22 protein-coding genes are annotated in these 23253 nt (G+C 71.5%); 15 read left to right on the plus strand and 7 right to left on the minus strand.

The window, feature by feature from the left end; all coding sequences use genetic code 11:
• The first annotated feature begins 38 nt into the window (after positions 1–38).
• Together ACFWY5_RS40045 and ACFWY5_RS40050 are read left to right on the plus strand one after the other, a co-directional pair.
• A complete protein-coding gene (locus ACFWY5_RS40045) occupies positions 39–1571 on the plus strand; it encodes a phenylacetate--CoA ligase family protein (protein ID WP_379637932.1) in 1533 nt (510 codons plus the stop codon).
• Positions 1572–1729: 158 nt separating this feature from the next.
• On the plus strand, positions 1730–2128 hold the full coding sequence (locus tag ACFWY5_RS40050; RefSeq protein ID WP_379616820.1) for a DoxX family protein: 399 nt from the start codon (positions 1730–1732) through the stop codon (positions 2126–2128).
• A gap of 14 nt (positions 2129–2142) precedes the next feature.
• On the opposite strand, the gene ACFWY5_RS40055 is transcribed toward ACFWY5_RS40050, so the two are convergent.
• The 6 genes from ACFWY5_RS40055 to ACFWY5_RS40080 all read right to left on the minus strand — a co-directional run bounded on the left by ACFWY5_RS40055 (position 2143) and on the right by ACFWY5_RS40080 (position 9295).
• Positions 2143–2748 (minus strand): hypothetical protein, encoded by a 606-nt coding sequence (locus tag ACFWY5_RS40055; protein WP_379637933.1) that lies wholly within the window; start codon positions 2746–2748, stop codon positions 2143–2145.
• A gap of 86 nt (positions 2749–2834) precedes the next feature.
• The gene (locus ACFWY5_RS40060) at positions 2835–3818 is read right to left on the minus strand and encodes a FecCD family ABC transporter permease (RefSeq protein ID WP_379616824.1); all 984 of its coding nucleotides are present in this window, start codon (positions 3816–3818) and stop codon (positions 2835–2837) included.
• Positions 3815–4807, minus strand: coding sequence for an iron chelate uptake ABC transporter family permease subunit (locus ACFWY5_RS40065; RefSeq protein WP_379616826.1), 993 nt, complete (start codon positions 4805–4807; stop codon positions 3815–3817). The genes ACFWY5_RS40060 and ACFWY5_RS40065 overlap by 4 nt, the downstream gene beginning before the upstream one ends.
• Entirely contained in the window at positions 4804–5787 is a 984-nt protein-coding gene (locus ACFWY5_RS40070) for an ABC transporter substrate-binding protein (protein WP_379616828.1), read from the minus strand. The genes ACFWY5_RS40065 and ACFWY5_RS40070 overlap by 4 nt, the downstream gene beginning before the upstream one ends.
• Positions 5784–7535: an ABC transporter ATP-binding protein gene (locus ACFWY5_RS40075; protein ID WP_379616830.1), complete on the minus strand. Its 1752-nt coding sequence runs from the start codon at positions 7533–7535 to the stop codon at positions 5784–5786. The genes ACFWY5_RS40070 and ACFWY5_RS40075 overlap by 4 nt, the downstream gene beginning before the upstream one ends.
• Positions 7532–9295 (minus strand): ABC transporter ATP-binding protein, encoded by a 1764-nt coding sequence (locus ACFWY5_RS40080; RefSeq protein ID WP_379616832.1) that lies wholly within the window; start codon positions 9293–9295, stop codon positions 7532–7534. Before ACFWY5_RS40080 ends, ACFWY5_RS40075 begins: the two co-directional genes overlap by 4 nt.
• A gap of 93 nt (positions 9296–9388) precedes the next feature.
• Here ACFWY5_RS40080 and ACFWY5_RS40085 point away from each other — a divergent pair, with 93 nt between their 5' ends.
• From ACFWY5_RS40085 to ACFWY5_RS40135, 11 genes are all read left to right on the plus strand, one after another.
• A complete protein-coding gene (locus ACFWY5_RS40085) occupies positions 9389–10000 on the plus strand; it encodes a MerR family DNA-binding transcriptional regulator (protein WP_379616834.1) in 612 nt (203 codons plus the stop codon).
• Between the two features lie 141 nt (positions 10001–10141).
• Positions 10142–10459 (plus strand): hypothetical protein, encoded by a 318-nt coding sequence (locus ACFWY5_RS40090; protein WP_379637934.1) that lies wholly within the window; start codon positions 10142–10144, stop codon positions 10457–10459.
• Between the two features lie 58 nt (positions 10460–10517).
• Positions 10518–11153: a DUF1707 domain-containing protein gene (locus ACFWY5_RS40095; RefSeq protein ID WP_379616838.1), complete on the plus strand. Its 636-nt coding sequence runs from the start codon at positions 10518–10520 to the stop codon at positions 11151–11153.
• Between the two features lie 49 nt (positions 11154–11202).
• A complete protein-coding gene (locus ACFWY5_RS40100; protein WP_379637935.1) occupies positions 11203–12624 on the plus strand; it encodes a serine hydrolase domain-containing protein in 1422 nt (473 codons plus the stop codon).
• Positions 12625–12656: 32 nt separating this feature from the next.
• Positions 12657–13376, plus strand: a complete 720-nt coding sequence (locus tag ACFWY5_RS40105; protein ID WP_379616842.1) for a MerR family transcriptional regulator — start codon at positions 12657–12659, stop codon at positions 13374–13376.
• Positions 13377–13489: 113 nt separating this feature from the next.
• Positions 13490–14395, plus strand: coding sequence for an IS982 family transposase (locus ACFWY5_RS40110; protein ID WP_379637936.1), 906 nt, complete (start codon positions 13490–13492; stop codon positions 14393–14395).
• A 121-nt stretch (positions 14396–14516) separates the two neighbouring features.
• Entirely contained in the window at positions 14517–15197 is a 681-nt protein-coding gene (locus tag ACFWY5_RS40115; RefSeq protein ID WP_379616844.1) for a response regulator, read from the plus strand.
• A gap of 69 nt (positions 15198–15266) precedes the next feature.
• Positions 15267–15713 (plus strand): DUF4188 domain-containing protein, encoded by a 447-nt coding sequence (locus ACFWY5_RS40120; protein WP_379616846.1) that lies wholly within the window; start codon positions 15267–15269, stop codon positions 15711–15713.
• Entirely contained in the window at positions 15710–16780 is a 1071-nt protein-coding gene (locus ACFWY5_RS40125) for a hypothetical protein (RefSeq protein WP_379616848.1), read from the plus strand. Before ACFWY5_RS40120 ends, ACFWY5_RS40125 begins: the two co-directional genes overlap by 4 nt.
• Positions 16777–17685: a hypothetical protein gene (locus tag ACFWY5_RS40130; protein ID WP_379616850.1), complete on the plus strand. Its 909-nt coding sequence runs from the start codon at positions 16777–16779 to the stop codon at positions 17683–17685. The genes ACFWY5_RS40125 and ACFWY5_RS40130 overlap by 4 nt, the downstream gene beginning before the upstream one ends.
• 80 nt (positions 17686–17765) lie before the next feature.
• A complete protein-coding gene (locus ACFWY5_RS40135) occupies positions 17766–18599 on the plus strand; it encodes a class I SAM-dependent methyltransferase (RefSeq protein WP_379637937.1) in 834 nt (277 codons plus the stop codon).
• A 41-nt stretch (positions 18600–18640) separates the two neighbouring features.
• Here ACFWY5_RS40135 and tuf read toward each other — a convergent pair whose 3' ends face one another.
• The gene (tuf, locus tag ACFWY5_RS40140) at positions 18641–19807 is read right to left on the minus strand and encodes an elongation factor Tu (protein WP_379616854.1); all 1167 of its coding nucleotides are present in this window, start codon (positions 19805–19807) and stop codon (positions 18641–18643) included.
• Positions 19808–20122: 315 nt separating this feature from the next.
• On the opposite strand from tuf, the gene ACFWY5_RS40145 reads away from it, so the two are divergent.
• Together ACFWY5_RS40145 and ACFWY5_RS40150 are read left to right on the plus strand one after the other, a co-directional pair.
• Positions 20123–21976 carry a S9 family peptidase gene (locus ACFWY5_RS40145; protein WP_379637938.1) on the plus strand — a complete coding sequence of 618 codons (1854 nt, stop codon included), beginning with the start codon at positions 20123–20125 and terminating at the stop codon, positions 21974–21976.
• Positions 21940–23253, plus strand: a complete 1314-nt coding sequence (locus ACFWY5_RS40150) for a serine hydrolase domain-containing protein (RefSeq protein WP_379637939.1) — start codon at positions 21940–21942, stop codon at positions 23251–23253. Before ACFWY5_RS40145 ends, ACFWY5_RS40150 begins: the two co-directional genes overlap by 37 nt.

The raw sequence follows: 23253 nt of genomic DNA on the forward strand, positions 1-23253 counted from the left end.
AAGCGATCATCAATCGCGATTCGCTAGGTTAACCGGCCATGACCCGACTGAGTCCGCGTCTGGGACCGCTCACCCCCCGCCAGCACTGGCGCAGAGCCCGGCTCCAGGCCTACTCGTGGCTGCTGACCGGCGCCTACCGGCTCGGCGCCATGCACCCGGCGGTGTGGAAGTTCGTGGCCCGCTCCTACCACCCCGCGCTCGACCGGCTGGCCGCCCGGCACGCCCGCGTGGCCTGCCAGTTCGCCGCCGTGGACGTGCCCGCCTACCGCGACTTCCTGCGCGAACGCGGTGCCGGGCAGGCCAGGCGCCTGGCCGACTTCCCCGAGACCACCAAGCAGAACTACGCCGGCGCCTACGACGAGCGCAGCCGCTGCCAGGAGGGCCGCCTGCACCGGCCGGGCGTGATCGTGGACGAGTCATCGGGTTCGAGCGGCAAGCCGTACAACTGGGTGCGCGGCCCGCGTGAGCTGAAGGGCATCTACCGCAACGCCGCCGGCTACATCGAGCTGGTCTTTCCCGGCCGCCGCCTGTTCGTGATCAACGCGTACTCGATGGGCGCCTGGGCCACCGGCACCACCACGGGCACCGCCATGGCCCGCATCGCCATGGTCAAGAACACCGGCCCCGACCTGGAGAAGATCGCCGACACCCTCGAACACTTCGGCCCCGGCTACGACTACGTGGTGGCCGCGTACCCGCCGTTCCTGAAACATCTGCGCGACCGCCTGGACACGAGCGGCTTCCCCTGGACGGACTACCGCATCCGCGGCATGGTCGGCGGCGAGGGCATGACCGAGGCGCTGCGCGACTACCTGGAGGAGCGCTTCGAGGAGGTCCGCTCGGGTTACGGCGCCAGCGACCTCACCATCGGGATGGGCGCGGAGACCGGCTTCACGGTACGGCTCCGCAAACGCCTGGCCACCGACCGCCACCTGCGCGAGACCCTGCTGGGCCCGGACGAGCAACGCCTCCCCATGATCTTCCACTACAACCCGCTGGAGACGTTCCTGGAGGTCAACGACTCCGGCGAACTCCTGTGCACGATCAACACCAAGAGCTGCCTGCAGCCCAAACTCCGCTACAACGTGGGCGACGAGGCCCTGCTGAGAACGCTCCCCGAGGTGAAGCGCGCCCTGGGCGCCGACTACGCGGGCATGTGGACCGACGAGCGCATGAACCTGCCGCTGCTGTTCCTGTTCGGCCGCAAGGACTCGACCATCTCCTACATGGGCGCCAACCTGTACCCGCAGGACGTCGAATACGGCCTCTACCAAGGCAACCCCTACGCCGCCTCGATCGCCCGCTTCTGCCTGTCACTGGAAGAACTTCCCGGCCTGGAATACCGCCCCGTCATCAACATCGAACTCCGCGAGGGCGCCACCACCGACCGCGAGGCGCTGACCGACATCTGCCGCAAGGGCGTCGTCGCCCACCTGAGCCACGTCTCCCGCGACTTCGCCGAATCCCTCAAGGAGGACCCGACGGCGGCCGACCTCCGCGTCAAACTCTTCGACCAAGGCGAGGGCCCCTTCGCCACCTTCACCAAGATGAAGAACGTCTACCTCGTCTGAGCTTCACCTTCAGGGGGGGCGGCCGCCGCAGGCACACCGATGGGTGGTACGCGCCTCTACCGAAGCATCGATCAGGAATCGAGAAGCGTCGGCCGATCGCCTCGCAATAACGTGACCTGGGTAGTCACGGAACGAAATCAGCGAGGAGTCGATGCGATATGGCGAAGACACGGAGGATCGTCTACTGGGTTTCCACCATTGGGCTCGCATCGGGGCTGGTCGGTTCTGGAGTTCAGCAAATTCTGAGGATCGAGGGAAAGGAGGCATTGGCGCCGCCCTATGCGTGGGGTATCGCGGAACTGGGTTACCCCGTCTACATTCTCACCATTCTGGGCGGGTGGAAGCTCCTGGGGGCGCTGGCGATTCTGCTTCCCAAGTATCCGCTGCTCAAGGAATGGGCGTACGCGGGCATGTTCTTTCTGTTCACCGGAGGGATGTTCTCGCACATCGCCACGGGCGACGCCTGGTATCAGCTGCTTCCGGCGCTCTTTCTTCTCATTCTCGCGGCAGCTTCATGGCACTTCAGGCCGGAAGAAAGAAGGCCGCTGACGCGATAGGAGCCGGAGGCGTTTCAGCAGCCGCCGATCCGGCAGAGCTTGGCGGCCATCCGCTCGGCGTCCTTGCCGTGCTGGGCGAGGGTGCGCAGTGCCTCGGCGTCGTTGCGCAGGTCCCAGTAGAGCGCGACCGCGGCACCCTTGCGGACCGCCACGAACTTCTGGACCTGCGCGGCCGCACCCGCCTGCCGGACCGTGCGCGATCCGCCCACCGCGCCGTCGCCGATCGCCGGCCGGACGACCTTGACGCCTTCGCATCGTGCCATGCGCTCGCGTATTTGCTTGATCATCTTCTCGGCCCCCGGAGTGCTGGCGAAGAGGAAGACCTGTTCGCCGCGGGAGGAGTGGGTTTTCTCGTTGCCGTCGTTCTTCGGGTTGAAGGTGACGTCACGCCGGTCGATCCAGCCCTTGAGCCTGGCGTCGGAACACTGAATGTTGTTGACCTCGGCCAGATCGCGCCCCTCGCCCTCGTTGACATACCAGTGCTTGTTCTTGACGTCCTGGCGCGCCTGCTTCTCGTAAAGCAGGAAGTTTTTCGGAATCGACCGGCTTTCGGCCGCGGCCGCCTGGCTCGTGAGCATTCCCGCCACCGCTACTCCGGTCATCACCATGGCGATCCGCATGTATATCAGCCCCCGGTCGTATGTGGATCTTTCGTAGGGTTGGATGGCACCGGCGCGACAAAGGTTCGGACCCCATCGGGAATTCGTCAGCGGCGGCGCTGTTCGTGGATGAGCAGCCAGACCAGGTAGCCGCCGCCGGCGATCACCGTGACGACACCTACGGGGAGGACCCGCGGCATCAGGTGCTGGGCCGCGTGGTCGGCGCTCGCCAGCAGCAGCGCTCCCGTCAGCGCCGAGGCGGTCAACGTGACTCCGGGAGCGCGGGTGAGGCGGCGGGCGATCTGTGGCGCGGCCAGGGCGACGAAGGCGATCGGCCCGGCCGCGGCGGTGACGGCGGCGGTGATCACGACGGCGGTGAACAGCAGGATGAGGCGGCTGCCTTCGACGCGGACGCCGAGGGCCCGCGCGGTGTCGGCGCCCATCTCCAGGACGCGCAGGGACGGCTGGAACCGCCTGAGGGCGATCAAGAGGGAGAGGGTCGCGAGGCAGGCCGGAGCGGCGCGATCCCAGCCGATGCCGTTGAGCGTTCCGGCGCCCCAGACCGCCGCCGTGATGGCGGTCTCCAGCTGCGCGCGCAGGAGCATCCAGGTGTTGGCCGCGGTGAGGATCGCGGAGACGCCGATGCCGACGACGATGAGCCGGAACCCTTGGACGCCGCGACGGAAGGCGAGCAGATAGACCACGGCGGCGGTGGCCAGGCCCCCGATCAGCGCGCCCGCGGCCACGTCGAGGTAGCCGCCGCCGACGCCGATGATCACGATCAGCGCGCCGGTGTACGCGCCGCTGGAGAACCCGATGACATCCGGGCTGCCCAGCGGGTTCCCGGTCAGCGACTGGAAGATCGCGCCCGCCACGCCCAGCCCGGCGCCGAAGACCACGGCCGCCACCGCGCGCGGCAGGCGCCACGTGAGCACGACCATGCGGGTGACGCGGTCCTCCCCGCCGGTCAGGGCGGCGGCGACCTCGCCGATGCCGAGCCGGAGATCGCCGGTGGTCAGCGACCACAGGACGACCGCGCCGCACAGCAGCAGGAGCGACAGGCTCACGACCATGGCGCGGACCCCGGTCACAGCCGGCTCGCCCGCGCGCGCCTGGCCAGGACGATGAGCACGGGCGCGCCGACGAAGGCGGTGACGATGCCGACGGGCACCTCACCGGGTGCGGTCACGACCCGGCCGATCACGTCGGCCAGCAGGAGCAGGACCGGCGTGAGGACGATCGTCTGGAGGAGGATCCATCGCTGGTCGGGACCGGTGATCCACCGCGCGACGTGGGGCGTCATCAGACCGGCGAACGCGACCGGGCCCGCGATCGCGGTCGCCGAACCGGCCAGCAACGTCACCGCGACGACCACGAGGGCCCGCGTACGGCCGACCCGCACGCCGAGGGAGGCGGCGACCTCGTCGCCGAGGGCGACGCCGTTCAGCGATCGCGCGGCCACGAGGGCCAGCAGCAGGCCCGCGGCCACGAAGGGCAGCGCGGGCAGCAGCACGTCCGGGCCGCGGCCCGCGAGCGTGCCGGCGTTCCAGCCGCGCATGTGGTCGAAGACGCGGGGCTGGAGCAGCATCATCGCCGAGGTGACGCCCATCAGCACCGCGCCCATCGCGACACCGGCGAGCGTGAGCCTGATCGGGTCGGCGGCTCCCTTCCCCGCCGACCCGATCAGGTAGACGCCGAGCGTCGCGGCCAGCGCGCCGGCGAACGCGAACCACAGGTACCCGCCGGCCGACCCGGCCCCGAACACGGCGATCCCGATCGCGACGGCCAGCGCCGCCCCGGCGTTCACCCCGAGCAGTCCCGGGTCGGCGAGCGGATTGCGGGTCAGCGCCTGGATCAGCGTGCCCGACGCGCCGAGCGCGGCCCCGGCCAGCAGCCCGGCGGCCGTACGCGGAAGACGGAGGTCACGCACGATGTGGTGGTCGCCCGACCCGTCGAAGCCGGTGAGTGACCCGGCGATCGCCGCGAGGTCGATCGGCTTGGCCCCGACGGCGACACTCAGGATCGCCGCCACCACCAGGGCGAGCGCGGCCACGACCAGGCGAAACGGCCGCGCGCTCATGAGGCTGCGGTGACCTGCGACCACAGCGCGGGACCGTCCGCCGCCCCGGCGGCCCGGCCGTCGCCGAAGAGCAGCGCGTCGAGGTCGTGGAGCACCCAGAGCTGGTTCAGCGGGCCGACCCCGAACCACGCGGAGAAGTCCACCTCGCCGGTCCGCGATCCCGAGGTGTCGAGCAGCCGGTTCTCGAGCGGAGACGGAGCCCCGAAGGTGACCGAGCCGGCGAACGCGATGATGATCTCGGCCTTGTGCTCGCCGAGCTTCTCCGGCGAGAGGTTCTCGTATCCCCACTCGTTGCCCTTGAGCGCCTGCCCGGCGGGCCGCCTCAGGCCGAGTTCGGTAAGGATCGGGCCGAAGCCGCGCGCGTTGCCGTACACGCAGAAGGTGTCCTCGCCGCACGCGGACAGCGCCGACACGGCGGCGCCCGCGAACTTCGAGCCCTTGACGCGGCGCGCCAGGTCGGTGCGTGCCGTTTTGAGACGCCCAGCCACGGCCGCGGCCTGGGCCTGGTGTCCCGTGATCGCGCCGAGGGTGCCGAGGGTGTCCTCCAGCACGGGCAGGCCGGGCAGGATCACGACCGGCGCGATCTCGCGCAGTTGCGGAACGATCGTGTCGCTGCCGGTGTTCGGCAGGCCGACGACGAGCTCCGGCCCGGCGGCGGCGACGAGTTCGGCCTTGCCGGGCTCGACCAGCTCGACCCCGGCCTTCTCCAGGATCGTGTAGGCGGCGGACACGAACGGGTCGGTGTCGTAGCCGTACTTCCCGGCGTGCCCGGGGACGACGCCCAGCGCCAGGAGGTTGAGGGCGGTCTGGTAGTCCAGCGCCCAGATCCCGGAGTCGGTGACGGGCACGGTGACCTCGCCGCTTGCTGACGTCACGGTCACCGTTCCACCGCCTGGTTCCGGCGCGGACGGCGACGCGGTGCCGCACGCGGCGAGCGAGAGCGCCACCGCGAGCACGATCGCCAGGAGGCGCGGCTTCACGACGGGTGTCCCTTCTCGGCGATGCGCCAGTGCCGTGCCCGCTCGTACTGCCGGGACAGCCGCGCGAACGCCCCGCCCGTGCGCAGCAGTTCCGAGGGTGTGCCGGTCTCGGTGACGCGGCCCTCGTCGAGCGAGACCACGTGGTCGGCCGCGGCCAGGGTGGCGGGGCGGTGGGCGATCACGATCACCGTCCGGGAGGGGTCGTCGCCGAGGTTGGCGATGGCCTGCGTGATCGCGGCCTCGTTCTCGGGGTCGAGCGCGGAGCTGGCCTCGTCGACGAGCACGATGCGCGCCCGCTTGAGTATCGCCCGCGCGATCGCGACGCGCTGGCGTTCGCCGCCCGACAACTGGGCGCCGGCCTCGCCCACGCGGGTACGCCAGCCGTCGGGCAGCCGTTCGACCACCTCGTCGAGCCGGGCGGCGGCGGCCGCCTCCTCGAGCTCGTGCCAGCTCGCCTCCGGGTGGGCCAGGCGCAGGTTGTTCTCGATGGTGTCGTCGAACAGGTAGACGTCCTGGAAGACGATGGCGATCTCGTCGAGCAGGGCGCCCGGATCGAGGTCGCGGACGTCGACGCCGCCGACGCGCACGTGCCCGGAGCCGACGTCGAAGAACCGGGCGACGAGCCTGGTCACCGTCGTCTTCCCGGAGCCGGAGGGCCCGACCAGCGCGGTGGTGGTGCCCGGCCGGCAGCGCAGCGACACCTCGCGCAGCGCGGGGGCCCGGCCGCCCGGGTAGGTGAAGCTGACGCGCGAGAACTCGACGTCGGCCGCCTCGATGCCGCGCACCGGGTCGGCCGGCACGGGCAGCGTGGGCGTGGCCAGCAGTTCCTCGATGCGGGTGATCTTGTTCGTCATCGCGCGCAGCGCCCCGATGAGGTCGATGAGGTTGCCGAGCGGCTCCAGGAAGCGGGCGGCGAGCACGAGCAGCGCGATCGCCTCGGGAACCGGGACGTGCTCGCCGAGCACGAGCCCGGCCGCCAGCGCGAGCACCGCGACGAAGCCGCCCATGATCACGCCGGTGTAGACGAAGAACGGCCGGCGCGCGCGGCGCATGCCGTCGCGGTAGGTCTCGCGGTGGTCCACGAGCGCGGCGCGCATCCTGGGCGTGCCGTCGGCGTATCCGGCCGCGCGCAGGACCGGCTGGGCCTGGCCGAACTCGATCGCCCGGCCGGCGACCCCGGCCGAGGCCCGTTCCAGCTCGATCTCGGCGATCTCGGCGATGCGCGCGGCCCGCCGTAGCGCCCAGAAGGCGATCAGCGCGATCGCGCACAGCAGCAACGCCATCCGCCAGTCGACGGCGAACGTCACGGCGACGATCGTCGCGGGCAGCAACGTCGAGGTGATCGCGGGACCGGCGACGGTCACGGCCAGGTGCGCGGAGTCGCCGACGTCCGCGGTCACGCCCCGGGCGAGCCGCGCCTTGTGCTCGGCGGTGAACCACCCCAGCGGCAGCGCGCTCACCTGCCGCATCAGGCCCCGCCGCAGTTGCGCCGCCAGCGCGCCCGACGCCGCGAACCCGACGGGGGTGGCGATGACGCTCAGCACCGCGTACGCGAGCGCGCCGACCGCGCCGAGCACGAGCCAGGGGGTGGCCGCGGCGAGGTCGGGCTCCGGCCGTACGACGGCGTCCAGGATCGGGACCAGCAGGCCGAGCAGCAGACCTTGCAGAACGGCCTGCGCGGCGGTGAGCAGCCACAGCCGGGCCAGCAGTTTCGGCTCCGGCCAGAGCCGGTACAGCCGCCGGATCATGCGAGCGCCCCTTCCTGCGCGGCCCACATCCTGGCGTACAGGCCGCCGCTCGCGAGCAGGTCGTCGTGGTTGCCGCGCTCGGCCAGCCGCCCCCTGTCGAGCACGAGAATCTGGCCGGCGCCGGCGATCGTGTGCAGCCGGTGGGCGATGACGATCACCGTCTTGCCGATCGCCAGGGTGGCCAGCGCGTCCTGGACCGCCGCCTCGCTGTCGGCGTCGAGCGCGGCCGTCGCCTCGTCCAGCACGACGATCGGCGCCCCGGACAGGATCGCCCGCGCGATGGTCAGCCGCTGGCGCTCGCCGCCGGACAGGCTGCCGCCGCCCGCGTCGAGCAGGGTGTCGTAGCCCTCGGGCAGGCGTTCGATCACCTCGTGGATGTGCGCGTCGGTGGCCGCCCGGCGAACCTCGGCGTCGCTCGCGCCGGGCCGGCCGATGCGGATGTTCTCCGCCACGCTGTCGCGCAGCAGCGCCACGTCCTGGAACACCAGCGACATCGACGCCAGCAGGTCGGCCGACGGGATCGAGCGCACGTCGGTTCCGCCGATCCGGATCGCGCCGTCCGTCACGTCGTAGAAGCGCGGCAGCAGGCTCGCGAGCGTCGTCTTGCCCGCGCCCGACGGGCCCACGATCGCGGTCACCTGTCCTGGCGGGCAGACGGCGCTGACGTTCTCGAGCGCGTGGGTCACCCCGTCGTAGGAGAACGTGACGCGGTCGAACTCCACGCCGTGCCCCCGCGGCTTTTCGGGGCGGGCGGGCTCGGGCAGCGGCGGGCGCGACAGCAGCCGCTCGATGTTGGCCGCGCCCATCCGGCCCTTGCGTACGCCCTGGGCGGCGCTCACGGCCGGGAGGATCGAGTTCGGCAGCCCGACGGCGACGACCAGGAACGCCACGAGGTCGGCGACGGCGAGCGACCCGTGGCCGAGGAAGGCCAGCCCGGCGGCGGTCACGACGGCGAGGACGGCCATCTCCGAGCCGAGCAGCCGTGACACCGCCGAGCTGTAGCGCACCTCGGCGACCCACGCGGCGAACGCCTGGGTGTGCTCGTCCACGGCGTCGTCGAACCGGCGCAGGACGCGGCCTCCGGTGCCGAACGTCTTGACCACCTGGATCCCGTCGGCGTACTCGACACTGGCGGCGCTGATGCGGGCGTCGGCGGCGATGAGCCGGTTCATGTGGGTCGTCATGGAACGCATGGAGACCCGGTAGAAGAGCGCCATCAGTCCCAGGACGGCCAGCGCGATGAGCGCCATGGGGACGTCGACGAAGAACAGGTATCCCGCGCCGACGACCGTCACCGTGACCGCTCCGGTCAGCTGACCCAGGGCGTGCGCGATGACCTCGTGCATCTCCTCCAGGTCGCCCGTCATCGCCCGCTTGACCCGGCCGGAGCCCGAGGCGCGGAACCAGCCCAGGGGCAGCGCGCCGAGGTGACGGACGATCCGTACCCGCAGGTCGTGCAGGATCGCCGCGTCCGCGTAGTGCCCCACGCGCGAGGACTGCACCAGCAGCAGGAGCCACAGGGCGGCGCCGGCGGCGCCGATGCCCACCCAGGTCCAGATGGCGGCGCCGGCCCCGGCGGGGTCGCCGAGCATGACGCGCGCGATCTCGGCGACGGCGATGTACGGCACGATGCCCGCCGCCGCGCTCAAGGTCGACAGGGTCGCGCAGACCACGAGGTGGGCCCGGATCGGGGCGAGCAGCCGCGCCAGGGCCCCGGCCTTCGCGAGCGCGGCCGGGGGATCTGCTGTTGTCGTGCTCAAGTCTTCGTTCCTCCTGGGACCACAGGGACTTAGGTATGCCTAACCTCAGTCCAAGCTTGAGACTTGAAGGCGACTTGATGTCAAATGGGCTCCATGGATGAGCCTCTCGGCGTCTCGATCGGCCAGGCGGCGGCCCTCTACGGCCTCGCCCCCTCGACGCTGCGCTGGTGGGAGTCCCAGGGTGTGCTGCCCGAGCCGCCGCGGGTCAACGGGCGCCGGGTCTACACCGAGACCGGGCTGCGCCGGATCGGGCTGGCGTACCTGTGCTGCGTGACGGGGGCGATGCCGCTCGAACAGGCGTCCGTCGTCACCGCGGGCAGCCGGAACCGGCACTGGCAGGACACGGTGCGGCGCCACGCCGAGCTGATCGAGGAGAGGATCAGGCATCTGCGCAGCGCGCAGGACTATCTGGTGCACCTGCTGCTGTGCCCGGACGACGACATCGTCGGCGAGTGCCCGGATCTCGACGGCGAACTGGTCAGCCACACGCCGCGCGGGCTCGTCCCGGTACGGGGTCTCGTCGCCGCGGCCCGGTCGGCACGTGACGAAATACCGCCACCGCGTGACGAAAAAGCCGTGGATCGCTGCGCGGTCTGCGGAGAGCCCTTCACCCAGCCCGCGCGGGGGCGTCGCCGGACGTACTGCTCGCCCGCGTGCCGCCAGAGGTCGTACCGCCGTGGCCGCGAAACCTCTCGTGACGGCTGACCGGCGCCTCCACCCCGGCCTTGATCGGTGTCCCCGCGACGACTAGCCTGATCGCCGTGTTGCCGGGAGGCGGGGGCCGAGGCGATCGTGTCACGGGGCTGAGCCGCTCGACCCCGCCATGGAGTGGGGGATCGACTGACGATGAGCGCTGAAGAGGATTTCGAGCAGGTCGGCGCCGAGCTGGCCGATCTGGGTGTGCGGATCTCCGGGATGATGGGGAGACCGGCGCTCAAGGATCAGGCGGGGAAGGTGTTCGCGAGCCTGCAGCGTGACGGCGCGATGGTGTTCCGGCTGGTCAGGGACACCACCGAGCACGCGACCGCGCTCAAGCTGCCCGGGGCGTCGCTCTTCGACCCCTCGGGGGAGGGCAGGGAGATGAAGGACTGGGTGGTCGTGCCCCACTCCTCGGCCGGGGAATGGACGGATCTGGCCGAGGCCGCGCACAGCCGTCCCCGCTGAGGAGAGCGCTAGGCTTTGGTCGCGTCGCGCACCGGCTCGACAGGACCAGGATGGAAGCATGCCGAGAGAGACTCCGCCCACCGGGAAGGGCTCGTCGCCGGAGCTGCGAGCCTCTCATGCCGACCGGGACCGCGTGGTGGACGTGCTCCGCATCGCGGCGGGCGAAGGGCTGCTGACCGCCGACGAACTGGACGAGCGCGTGGAGGCCGCCCTGTCGGCGCGGACCCTGAGCGAACTGACCCCGCTCACCGCCGACCTGCCGCCCGTGTCGGCCACCTCCGGGGCGGCCGTCGCGGAGGTCAAGGACCTGGTGCGGATCGAGCAGGTCCACAGCGGGCCGATCGAGCGCACGGGACGCTGGGTGGTGCCCCGGAGGCTGGAGCTCGCCGTCACCTACTGCGCCGTGACGCTCGACTTCACCGACGCGGTGATCACGCACGACACCCTGCGGATCGACGTGAGCATGGCGGGCAAGACCCTGACGCTGGTCACGCGGCCGGGCGTCGTGGTCGACACCGACGGTCTGCAGCTGGTGCACAGCAAGGTCAAGCACCGCCGCCATCCCGAGGCGCCGGTCACCCTGCGGGTGGAACTGGTCGGTCAGAAGGTCCACGGCCGCGTGGTGGTGCGGCCCCCGCGCCGGACGTTCGGGCAGTGGCTGCTGCGTGGGCCCGCGCCCTCCGCGGGCGATTGAACCTCACGGCTTGACCTTGCCCCAGGGGCAAGCTTCGAGGATGCTCCACATGAACAACAACGCACCGCACACCATCGAAGCCCAGATCCGCGACCAGGTCGCCGCCCACTGCGAGTCCGCCGGGATCCCCGGGTTCGTCGCCGGCGTCTACCAGGCCGGCGAGCAGATCATCGTCGCCCACGGCACCGCCAACGTCGCCACCGGCGCGCCCATGCTGGGCGAGACCGGATTCCTGTTCGGCTCCGTCACCAAGGTCCTGACCACCACCCTGGTCCTCCAGCAGGTCGACCGCGGGGCGCTCGACCTCGACGCGCCGGTGACGAGGTACCTGCCCGAGTTCGCGCTGGCCGTACCGGGGGCCGCGGACAAGATCCTGGTCCGGCACCTGATCGGGCACACCAACGGCATCGACGCCGACCTGTACTTCCCCGCCGACAAGGGCCGCGGGGCCCTGGACGCCTACGTCAAGGGCCTGGCCGGCTGCGGCACGCTGTTCGAAGCCGGCGAGCAGCTCAGCTACTCCAACGGCGGCATGATCGTCGCGGGCCGCCTGCTGGAGGTGGTGACCGGCCTGTCCTTCCCCGACCTGCTCGAACGCGACGTCTACGCCCCCGCCGGCATGAAGGACTCCGGCACCTCGGCCGAGCAGGCCATCCTGCGCAGCACGGCCGTCGGCCACTTTCCCGACCCGGAGACCATGGAGCCCAGGCCCACGAACATGTTCACGCTGCCCGACACCTGGGGCCCGGCCGGCGGAACCCCGATCGGCACCATCGCCGACCTGCTCGCGTTCGGGCGCACCCACCTCGCGGGAGGCGTGTCGCCTTCCGGTACGCGCGTCCTGTCGGCCGAGTCGACCGCGCTGATGCAGCGGGTCTCCCACGACATGGGCAGCCCCAACACCCCGCCGATCGGCCTGGGCTGGGTGCTGTACCCGTTCGGCGGCACGACCGTCCTGGCCATGTCGGGCGCCTCGCCCGGCGGCGTCTCCCTCCTGTGCGTGATCCCCGAGTACGACCTGGTCTTCGCCGCCTACGGCAACAACCCGGCGGCGATCATGCTGCAGGACCAGCTCCTGGGGTGGCTCCTGAGCGAGCACCTCGGCGTCCGGATCCCCAAGCTGATCACCGAGTGGGAGCAGGACGTCGACCTCACCCCCTACGTGGGCACCTACCGCTCCAACCAGCTCCGCGTCGACGTCAGCATCGTCGACGGCCAGCTCGAGGAGCGGACGACCTACGAACCGGCGGACGCCTCTCAGGAGCGCATCTTCACCGAGTTCGCCGGTGGCACGACCTCCGCCCCGCCGCAGCGCTACGTGCCGATCCGGCCCGGCCTCTTCGCGCCCGCCGGCTACCCGACGGAGGTGTTCGACGGGTACCTGCGGCTGCTGCTCGTCTCCTTCCACGACGTCCGCGACGGGCAGACGCGTTTCCGCAACGGCGGCGGCCGCCTGACCCGCCGGGTCTGACCGGTTGACGCCGAGGTGGAAGGATGGCCGGCATGCTCACGATAGGCCAGCTCGCGGACTACGCCGGAGTGACCACCAAGGCCATCCGCCACTATCACGAGCGCGGCCTGCTCACCGAGCCCGGCCGCGACTCCTCCGGCTACCGGCGCTACACCGCCGCGCACGCCATCACCCTCGTCAAGATCAGGACTCTGGCCCACGCGGGTGTGCCGCTGGCCCGCGTCAGGGACCTTCTCGACGCGGGCCCGGAGGCGCTCGCGGTGGCCATCGCCGAGATCGACCACGACCTCGAGGATCGCATCGCGCAGCTGACCCGGTCCCGTGAACAACTCGCCCAGCTGCACGGCGGTGACCGGCTCTTCGTCTCCCCGGAGGTCGCCGACTACCTCGACGACCTGTGCGACCTCGGCGCCAGCGAGCGCGCCGTCCAGGTCGAACGCGACGGCTGGATCCTCATGCAGACGGCCTCGCCCGAGGACGCCCTGGTGTGGATCGCGGAGAAACGCGAGCTCATGACCGATCCCGAGTTCCGCGCTCTCTACCTCGACCATGACGCCGCCTACGACTGGTCGCCCGACGACCCCCGCCTGCCCGGCCTGGCGGACCGTACCCGCGACTGGTTCGCCCGGCACCCCAGCCGGGCCGAGAGCCGCCCCGTCCACAACCCGGAGATCGCCCGGCTGGCCGCGCAGTCCCAGCCCGGAGCCTCGTCCCCGGCCTACGACCGGCTGGCCCGGCTCATGGCCGGCTAGCCACGAGCACGCCACGGCTTCGCTGCCGGCGGCGGCCACTAGATGATTGATTCCAAGGGCTGAGTTTTGTTGATCGGCTGCGGGCATGCAGCGAGGGTGTCCAAGATCCGTTTGTGACGACAGAACTGAACACCCTCGCTACGGCACTGTATGTGAAGATCGACGATCAGTTGCGGGCTTTCCCGGACCTGGCACCCGAACGTCCTGCGGTGGGGATCAAGCCCCAGTTGAGCGACGCGGAACTGGTGACCCTGGCGGTGCTGTCGGCGCTGCTCGGGTTCACCTCCGAGCGCAGATGGCTGCGGTACGGGCGGGCGCATCTGGCCGGGATGTTCCCGTACCTGCCGGGTCAGTCCGGCTACAACAAGCGACTGCGGGCCGCGATCGGGCTGGTCCTGCACATGATCCAGATCCTGGGCCGGGACACCACGTTGTGGAGTGATGACGTGTGGGTGGCCGACTCGACCCCGGTGGAGTGCGGCCGGTCCCGGCAGACAGCCCGCCGCTCGGCGCTGGCGGGCTGGGCCGAGTACGGATACTGCGCCTCGCACTCCCGGTTCTTCTGGGGGCTGCGGCTGCATCTGCTGAGCGGGCTGCCGGTGGCGTTCGCGCTGACCGGCGCCAAGGCCGATGAACGCACCACCCTGCTGGGCATGCTGGAGGCCGACCCCGACCTGGCAGCCGGCCACCCGCAACAGACGATCATCGCGGACATGCAGTACTACGGCCGCGACTTCGAACAGGCCCTCACCGAGAGCGACCTGCGGCTGCTGCGCAAAGCCCGTAAGGGCGAACCCCCACGGGCCGGCAGCGAGTTGCTCAAACCCCTGCGGCAGACCATCGAGTCGATCAACCAGACCCTCAAAGGCCAGCTCAACCTGGAACGACACGGCGGACGAACCCCTGCGGGCGTCATCATCCGCGTCATCACCCGCATCCTGGCGCTGACCGCAGTCATCTGGCACAACGACAAGACCGGCCAGCCCACCACCCGATCCCTCACCGCCTACGACCATTGATCATAGCCAGCAGCCTTGGAATCAATCATCTAGGCTGGCTGCGGCTGCGGGCGAGTTCGCGAGCGGTGGGGCGTGACGGTCGGCCGGGGAGGCGGCGCGGCACGGTCTGGATGGAGGCCCGATGGCAGGTGGCGAGTTGATCACCGCGGTGATCGTCGATGATCACGCGGCCATTAGCGCGGGCGTCCACTCCTGGTGCTCACGGGCCGACCCGGAGATCGCCCTCATCGACGCCGGGGACCGGCTCGCCGACGTCTGGACCGGACCCGGCGCCGAGGCCGACGTCGTGATCTTCGACCTGGAGCTGGTGCCGCGCCGGCCGGACTTCGGCGAACTGCGCAGGCTGGTCGACAGCGGCCGGCGCGTGATCGTGTACTCCCAGCACACCGACGACGCGACCGCGATCAAATGCGTGGACCTGGGCGCGCTCGCCTACCTGACCAAGCGCGAAGGGCCCGAGCACCTGGTACCCGCCATCCGGGCGGTCGCGCGGGGCGAGTCCTACACCGCGCCGTCGCTGTCCGGTGCGCTCATCGCCGACGAGGACCCCGGCCGGCCACGCCTGTCCCAGCGCGAGTCCGAGGTGCTGCGGGCGTGGTTCGTGTCCTCGTCCAAGGACCTGGTCGCCGCCAAGCTCAACATCACCGTGAAGACCGTCGACACCTACATCGCGCGGGTCCGGGTGAAGTACGCCAACGTGGGACGGGCGGCGCGTACCAAGAGCGAACTCGTCGGCCGTGCCCTCGACGACGGGCTCATCACGCTCGCCGAGCTCAACCAGACCTCTCCCCCCGATCAGTGAGGGGCCGGCGTGCGGTGATTTGCTGGATATTGTGCTCGTGGGTGATTCCGGCGAGCTGGTGAAGGACTGATGAGGACCACCGACTTCAGTAAGGCGCCGCCCCAAGGGCAGGCGGGGGCGATGTTCGTGGGCGCGACGCGGTATCGGGGGCCGTTGTCGATCCTCACGCTCACCTTCACGTGGGTACGCATGGTGCGCGACATGAAGCGCATGCGCGGATACCGCTGGCACAAGGTCTACTGGGAGTTCCCGTTCACGCTCGGGACCCTGGCCTTCTTCGAGGACCGCGACTCGCTGCTGGTGTTCGCGCGCAGCCGCCACCACCGCGAGCTCATGCGGTGGGTGACCGACGGGACCAAGAACGCCACGGGCGGGTACATCCGGCTCTACAACGCCGAGCCCGAGGGCTACTCCAACGGCGTCTGGCGGGCCGAGGGCGGGCCCATGGCGCACATCGCGACGTTCACTCCGCTGTCCGGCGAGGACGGCGACGGGCCGGCGGTGACGCGGGCGTGAGTCTGCGCACCGTCGAGTCGCGCCGGGACCTGGCGGAGTTCCTGGCCCTCGCCGACCGGGTCTATCCGGCGGGTTCGGGGTACGTGCCGCCGTTGCGCGCGCAGGTCCGGGCCTGGCACCGCCAAGGGGTACGGCTGGCCGTCCTGCGCCGCGGCGGCCGGGTCGTGGCCAGGACGACCCTGCACACCGACGCCGCGTTCGACGCCAAGCTGGGCAGGAGGACGCAGTTGTTCGGGCTGACGGAGTTCGAGGAGGATGCGGCAGGGGAGCTGTTCGAGGCGATCGCGGCCGAGGGGCGGGCGGCGGGGCGGCAGAGCGTCTTCGGGCCCGTTTCGCTGCTGCCCAACCAGAGCGGCGGGGTGATCACCTCCGGGTTCGGGGATCGCGGGTTCATCGACAGCGCCTGGAACCACCCCTACTACCCGCCGGCCTATGAGAAGCACGGGTTCGTGCGCCGGTTCGAGGCCGACACGTGGATCTGTCCCGTGCCGGGCGAACCGGTCTTCGGCTTCGATGACGCCCGCCTGGCGGCCGAGGGGCTGGAGGTGCATCGCGGCGAGCGGCGGCGGCTGGGGGAGCAGCTGCCGATTCTGCGGGAGATGCTCAACGCCGCCTTCGCGCAGCTCGGGTACTACACGGAGATCTCCGCCGAGCAGCTCGCCCGGCAGACCGACGGGCTGTCGTTCCTGCTGGACGAGTCGCTGCTGCTGTATCTGACCAAGGCGGGCCGGCCGGTGGCGTTCGTGCTGTGCGTGCCGGACATCTCGGCGTTCGTGGCCCGCGTTCGCGGGGATCTGCACCTGGTCAACCAGCTCCGGCTGCTGCTCACCCGGGGACGGTACCGGCGCGAGGCGGTCCTGATCATCAAGGGGACGATCCCCGCCGAGCAGGGGCACGGCTACATGCGGCTGCTCTCGCGGGAGCTTCACCGGGGGCTGGCCGAGGGCGGCTATCACACGCTGCGCAGCACCTACGTCGAACGGAGCAATCCCGGCTCCGCCGCCCAGTTCCAGGCCATGGGCGGGCGGCCGCTGCACGGCTACACGTTCTACGAGAAGGCGCTGTGAAGGCGTTGCGGGAGCTGGAGGCCGACTTCTGGCGGGCTCCCAGCGCGCACAACACCCAGCCCTGGACTCTGACCTACACCGAAACCGGGGCGGTCGTCGGCTGGGACCCGGAGCGGGCGCTGCCCGTGAGCGACCCCACCGGGCGGGACCTGCGGCTCGGGCTCGGGGCGTTCGTGGAGACCTGCCTGATCGTCTGCGCGTCGGCGGGGCTGCGGGTGGGGTTCCGGGCCGATCCGGGGCCGCTGCGGGTGGGGGTGCTGCACGAGACGGCGCAGCCGTACCGGACGGAGTTCACGACGGCGGACGTGCGCGGGCGCGGCTCCAACCGCGGCCCCTACCACCCGGGACGGCTGCCCGCCGACCTGGTGCCGGGGGTGCGGCGGGTGGCCTGCCGGGATCTGGCGGCGCTGCTGTACGCGGCGGACCTGCACCAGTTCGGGGACGCGGCGGTCACCGCCGAGCTGCGCGAATGGCTGCGGCTCACGCCGCGGCATCGGCGCTACGACCTCGACGGGCTGACGGACCGGGCGCTCGCGCTCTCCAGGACCGAGGCCCTCGGCCTGCGGGCGGCGCTGGCGGTCCATCCCGTTCTGCGCCGGGCCGGGCTGCCCAGGGTTCTGGCGGCGGCCGGTAAGGGGCTGCTCGACTACGACGGCGAGGCGCTGGTGCTCGTCGGGCCGCCGGGGGGCGAGGTCGCGATGGGGCGGGAGCTCATGCGGCTCTGGCTGACGCTGTCCACGCGCGGCTACACCACCCATCCCCTCAGCCAGATCATCGACAGCCCGCCCACGCGCGCGCTTCTGGCCGCTCACCTGGGCGTGGACGATCCCGCGAGCCTCCTGCACCTCGCCCGTGCGGGCCTGCCCAAGGGGGACGCGCCGCGTTCTGCCAGAATCAGCCGTTGACAAACCACCTCCAGCGTTGAAAAGTGCCGAGTTAGGTGGATCATCGGCGGGGTTGAATCGGCAGGGTTGGGGGTTGCTGCGTGGACGCCAAGACCTATATGGCCGGGGTGTTCGACCGGGCGTCCGGGACGTACGAGCGGGTGGGAGTGCCCTTCTTCGGGCCGGTCGGCGCCGAGCTCGTGCGCCAGGCGGGCCTGCGGCGAGGCGAGAGCGTCCTGGACGCCGGATGCGGCACCGGGGCCAGCCTGATCCCCGCCGCCCGCGCCGTCGGCCCGCTCGGGCTGGTCGTCGGGCTGGACCTGGCGCCCGGCATGCTCGCCGTCGCCAACGCCGAGATCGAACGGCACGGCCTGTCCAACGCCACCGTGCTGTCCGGCGACGTCGAACAGGCGTCCATCCTGCTGCCCGCCGCGCGTTTCGACACCGTGCTGGCCGGGATGATGCTGTACTTCCTGCCCGACCCCGCGGCCGCCGTACGCGCGATGGCCGGGCTCCTCCGCCCCGGCGGCCGCCTGGCCGCCAGCCTCCTCGCCCAGCCCAGCCCCGCGGAGGCCGACCTGCTCGGCCAGGTGGCGCTCGCCCTGGCCCCCTTCACCACCGGGGCCGGCGGCGCGCCGTTCACCCACCGCCTCAACACCGAACGCGAGCTGGCCGACCTGCTGTCCGGCAACGGGCTGGCCGGGGTGCGATGCGAGGAGGTCGTCTTCGAGGTCAGCGTCGAGCGCGGCCAGGTCTGGGACTGGCTGTGGTCGGCCGCGCGCCGCGCCTCCCTGGAGAGCATCCCCCGGGAACGGCACAACGCCGCGCGCGCCGCACTGGAGTCGTCGCTGCCCGAGGAGGTGTACGTGCTGCCGCGCACCGTCCGCTTCGCCACGGCGCTACGGCCGGGCTCCCTCCTGAGAACCCGGCCGTAGCCTTCTTCGCGCACACGGGACCCGTCCACGGGTCCCGTGCTTCAACCGGTCACGGCGACGACCGTGCCCGCGCCGACGGTCAGGCCGCCTTCGCGGATCGCGAAGCCGAGCCCTTCCTCCAGCGCGACGGCCTTGCCGAGCTCCACCTCGACCTCGACCGTGTCACCCGGCTGGGCCGGGGCCGCAAGGTCGATCCGGCCGGGCACGTCGGTCGTGCGCAGGTAGAACTGCGGCCGGTACCCGTCGGCGACCGGCTTGCGCCGGCCGCCCTCCTCGGCCGTGAGGAGGTAGACGCGGGCGGTGAAGGAACTGCGCGCCTGCTGCGTGCCGGGCTCGGCCAGGACCATGCCCCGCCGTACCTGCTCGCGGCGCACACCGCGCAGCAGGACCGCGGCGTTGTCCCCCGCCTCGCCCCGCTCCATCGTCTTGCCGAACGTCTCCACCCCCGTCACGACGGCGGAGAACGTCTCGCCGAAGCCGACGACCTCGACGGTGTCGCCGACGCGCACGACGCCGCGCTCGATCGCCCCGGTGACGACCGTGCCACGGCCGGTGACCGTGAGCACGTTCTCCACCGGCATCAGGAACGGCGCGTCGACGTAGCGCACCGGCACCGGGATGTGGTCGTCCACCGCCTGGAGCAGCGCCTCGACCGACGCCGTCCACTCGGGGTCGCCCTCCAGCGCCCGCAGCCCGGAGACCCGGACCATGGGCACGTCCGCGTACCCGTGCTCGGCCAGCAGCTCCGACAGCTCCAGCTCGACCAGGTCGGCCAGCTCGGGGTCGGCGCCGTCGGCCTTGTTGAGCGCGACGACGAGGTGCTCGACGCCGACCCGCTTGGCGAGCAGCACGTGCTCGCGGGTCTGCGGCATGATCCCGTCCTGCGCGGACACCACCAGGATGGCGCCGTCGAGCTGCGCCGCCCCCGTGATCATGTTCTTCACGTAGTCGGCGTGGCCCGGCATGTCGACGTGGGCGTAGTGGCGCGTGGCCGTCTCGTACTCGACGTGCGAGATGTTGATCGTGATGCCCCGCTGCGCCTCCTCGGGCGTGCGGTCGATCCTCTCGAACGGCGTGTACGTGGCGCCGCCCCGCTCGGCGAGCACCTTCGTGATCGCGGCGGTCAGCGTCGTCTTGCCGTGGTCGACGTGTCCCATCGTGCCGATGTTGAGATGCGGCTTGTTCCGCACGTAGGCCTGCTTGGCCATGATCTTGTTCCGTTCGCGAGAGCCTTGGATGTGTGACCCGTGGCCGGGCCGGTCAACCTCCCCCCGCCGGGTCACCGTCAGGACTTACGGGGAGAGGTCAGCGCTCCAGGCCGTCGCAGGCACGCTCGAAGACACCCGCGGCGATCGCGGGAGTCATCGGGTGAACGTGCCGGAACATGAGCGTCATAGTGACGTACCTGAGCAACAGGAGGCAAACGGATATTCCCGCCGCGTTGGTGTGGCGCACAACACAGGGGCGGTGGTTCGTCGCAAAGGCCGAAGCATGGGCCCGCGACGGTCGCCTAGCGTTCGGCCATGCCCCGTCTCTCCTTGGACGACCTCTACCGCCTGGCCGTACCGTCTGATCCGCAGGTGCGTCCCGGCGGGGTCGCCGTGGCCTACACGCTCACCACCGCCGAGCGTGACACCGACGACAACATCACCCAGATCTGGCTCGCCGCCCCCGGGTCCGAGCCGCGCCGTCTGGCGACCGGCAACCTCCCTCGCTGGTCGCCGGACGGCGGCACGCTGGCCTTCGTCCGCCCCGTGGACGGCAAGCCGCAGATCCACCTGCTGCCGATGGACGGGGGCGAGCCGCGCGTGCTCACCACCGCTCCGCTCGGCGCCGGCGCGCCGGTCTGGTCGCCCGACGGCACCAAGATCGCGTACGGCGGGCCGCACTTCGCGCCCTCGGCGGACGGCCCCGATCCGAACGCCCCCATCGTCGCCGACCGGCTCGACTACAAGGCCGACGGCCCCGGGCTGCTGCGCGGGCTGACCTCGCACGTGTTCGTGGCGGACGTCGCCTCCGGCGCGCTCACCCAGGTCACCGAGGGCGACTTCCACGCCGCCGGGCCCGCCTGGTCGCCCGACGGCCAGCGGCTGGCGTTCACCACGTCCATGGAGCCCGACCGCGACCTCGTCCCCAGCGGCGCCGTCTACGTCGTGGACGCCACCGGCGGCGAGCCCAAGCGCCTGACCACCCAGGACGTGGTCTGCACGGGCGTGTGGTGGCTGGGCGGGAGGCTGGTCGCGACGGCGTTCAAGGACGGGCCGATCGGGCACACGCGGCTGTTCGCCGTGGGCGAGGACGGCCAGGAGGAGATCGCCACCGGGCTGGACAGGAACGTGATGATCGGCGGTCCCGGCTACCCGGGCGCGCCGCCCGCGCTGGACGGCGGCGACCTGCTGTTCTGCGCTCGCGACGCCGGGGCCACCCATCTGTACCGGCTCCGGGACGGGGCCGCGGCCGCGGAGAAGATCGTGGGCGGCGAGCTCAGCGTCTCCGGCGCCGGTGTCGCCGGCGGGCTGCTGGCCTATGTGGCGGCCTCGCCGTACACGGTGGGGGAGGTCTACCTCGACGGCGAGAAGCTGACCGCCTACGCCCTCGCCGACGTCGAGCTCTACCCGCCACGCAGCCGGATGTTCACCGCGCCCGACGGCACCCGCGTCGAGGGCTTCCTGACCGGCGAGGGCAAGGGCGGCCCGCTGCTGCTCGACATCCACGGCGGCCCGCACAACGCCTGGGCCCCCGTCTTCGACGGGGTCCACCTCTACCACCAGGTGCTCGCCGCCCGCGGCTGGACCGTCCTCACCCTCAACCCACGCGCCAGCGACGGGTACGGCGAGGCCTTCTACACCGCCGCCCTCGGCGAATGGGGCGTGGCCGACGCCCAGGACTTCCTGTCGGCCGTCGACGAGCTGGTGGCCGACGGCACGGCCGACCCCGAGCGGCTCGCGGTCACCGGCTACAGCTACGGCGGCTACATGACCTGCTACCTGACGGGGCACACCGGCAGGTTCAGGGCGGCGATCCCCGGCGGCCTCGTCAGCGACCTGACCAGCATGGCCGGAACCTCCGACGCGGGGTACTTCCTCAAGATGTGGGAGTGCTCGGGCGACCCCGCGCCGCAGTCGCCGCTCACCCGCGTGGGCGAGGTCACGACGCCCACGCTCATCCTGCACGGCGACGCCGACGAACGCTGCCCGGTCGGACAGGCCGAGCAGTGGTTCGAAGCCCTGCGCGAGCGGGAGGTGCCGGTCCGGCTGGTTCGCTATCCGGGCGGCTCCCACCTGTTCATCGTCCAGGGGCGTCCCTCACACCGTTACGACTACAACGAGAGGATCATCGCGTGGCTGGAGCAATGGGTCAGCGGCTCGCCGAACTGATCGCGAAGTACGAGGTCCCGGGCGCCGCCCTGGCCTACCTGCACAACGGCGAGCTGCACGAGTACGCCGCGGGCGTGCTCCACCGCGGCACCGGCGTCGAGACCACGACCGACTCGCTCTTCCAGATCGGCTCCGTGACGAAGGTCTGGACGGCGACGCTGCTGATGCAGCTGGCCGAGCGCGGCCTGCTGACGCTGGACACGCCGGTGGCCGAGTTGCTTCCCGAGTTCAAGGTGGCCGACCCGGAGGTGACCAAGGCGGTCACGGTACGCCACCTGCTCGCCCACACCAGCGGCATCGACGGCGACCTGTTCCTGGACACCGGGCGCGGCGACGACTGCGTGGAGAAGTACGTGGCGGCCTGCGCGGACCTGCCGCAGAACCACCCGCTGGGCGCCACCCAGTCCTACTGCAACTCCGGGTTCATCGTGGCCGGGCGCATCGTGGAGAAGCTGACCGGCAAGACGTGGGACGAGGCCCTGCGCGAGCAGATCTTCGAGCCCCTCGGCCTCACCCACGCGGTCACGCTGCCCGAGGAGGCGCTGCGCTTCCGCGCGGCCATGGGCCACATGGACGGCGGCGAGCCCGCCCCGGTCTGGGGCCTCATGCGCTCGTGCGGCCCGGCCGGGCTCATCAGCGCCCGCCCCGCCGACGTGGTCGCCTTCGGCCGCGCCCACCTCGAAGGCGGGCTGCTGGACAACCCGCAGGCGATGTGGGAGCCGCAGGTCGCGATCCCCAACCCGCACACGCTCGGCGCCCACTGGGGCGTCGGCTGGATCCTCGACGAGTGGAGCGGCCAGAGGGTCATCTCCCACGGCGGCAACACCATCGGCCAGCACGCCATGCTCTGGGCGGTGCCGGGCACCGGCACGGTCGTGTGCGTGGTGGCCAACGGCGGCCACAGCGGCGCGTTCACCCACGCGGTGGCCACCGAGCTGTTCGCCGAGCTCGACGGCCTGGAGGTGCCGCCCACGCTCGGGCCGCCCGCGCAGCCGGTCGAGACCGACTTCTCCCGCTACCTCGGCGTCTACGAGCGGGCCGGCGCCCGCCTGACGGTCGGCCTCAAGGACGGCGGGCCGTCGCTGCTCATGGAGTCGACCGGCGAACTGGCCGGCCTGGACCAGCCGGAGGAGATCCCGCTGGTGGCCGTGGACGACGTCACCTTCGTCGGCCGCCGGCCCGGCGACCCCGACTGGCTGTCGGCGGTCTTCTTCGAGCTGCCCGACGGAACCCTCTACCTGCACGCGGGCGCCCGCGCGACCCCGAAGGTGAGCTGA

It is taken from the genome of Nonomuraea sp. NPDC059007, assembly GCF_042740555.1.
GTDB lineage: Bacteria > Actinomycetota > Actinomycetes > Streptosporangiales > Streptosporangiaceae > Nonomuraea.

Coding starts and splice junctions, on each gene's coding strand:
- ACFWY5_RS40045 (WP_379637932.1), top strand. CDS start 39: ATGACCCGACTGAGTCCGCGTCTGGGACCGCTCACCCCCCGCCAGCAC.
- ACFWY5_RS40050 (WP_379616820.1), top strand. CDS start 1,730: ATGGCGAAGACACGGAGGATCGTCTACTGGGTTTCCACCATTGGGCTC.
- ACFWY5_RS40055 (WP_379637933.1), bottom strand. CDS start 2,748: ATGCGGATCGCCATGGTGATGACCGGAGTAGCGGTGGCGGGAATGCTC.
- ACFWY5_RS40065 (WP_379616826.1), bottom strand. CDS start 4,807: ATGAGCGCGCGGCCGTTTCGCCTGGTCGTGGCCGCGCTCGCCCTGGTG.
- ACFWY5_RS40075 (WP_379616830.1), bottom strand. CDS start 7,535: ATGATCCGGCGGCTGTACCGGCTCTGGCCGGAGCCGAAACTGCTGGCC.
- ACFWY5_RS40085 (WP_379616834.1), top strand. CDS start 9,389: ATGGATGAGCCTCTCGGCGTCTCGATCGGCCAGGCGGCGGCCCTCTAC.
- ACFWY5_RS40090 (WP_379637934.1), top strand. CDS start 10,142: ATGAGCGCTGAAGAGGATTTCGAGCAGGTCGGCGCCGAGCTGGCCGAT.
- ACFWY5_RS40095 (WP_379616838.1), top strand. CDS start 10,518: ATGCCGAGAGAGACTCCGCCCACCGGGAAGGGCTCGTCGCCGGAGCTG.
- ACFWY5_RS40100 (WP_379637935.1), top strand. CDS start 11,203: ATGAACAACAACGCACCGCACACCATCGAAGCCCAGATCCGCGACCAG.
- ACFWY5_RS40105 (WP_379616842.1), top strand. CDS start 12,657: ATGCTCACGATAGGCCAGCTCGCGGACTACGCCGGAGTGACCACCAAG.
- ACFWY5_RS40115 (WP_379616844.1), top strand. CDS start 14,517: ATGGCAGGTGGCGAGTTGATCACCGCGGTGATCGTCGATGATCACGCG.
- ACFWY5_RS40120 (WP_379616846.1), top strand. CDS start 15,267: ATGAGGACCACCGACTTCAGTAAGGCGCCGCCCCAAGGGCAGGCGGGG.
- tuf (WP_379616854.1), bottom strand. CDS start 19,807: ATGGCCAAGCAGGCCTACGTGCGGAACAAGCCGCATCTCAACATCGGC.
- ACFWY5_RS40145 (WP_379637938.1), top strand. CDS start 20,123: ATGCCCCGTCTCTCCTTGGACGACCTCTACCGCCTGGCCGTACCGTCT.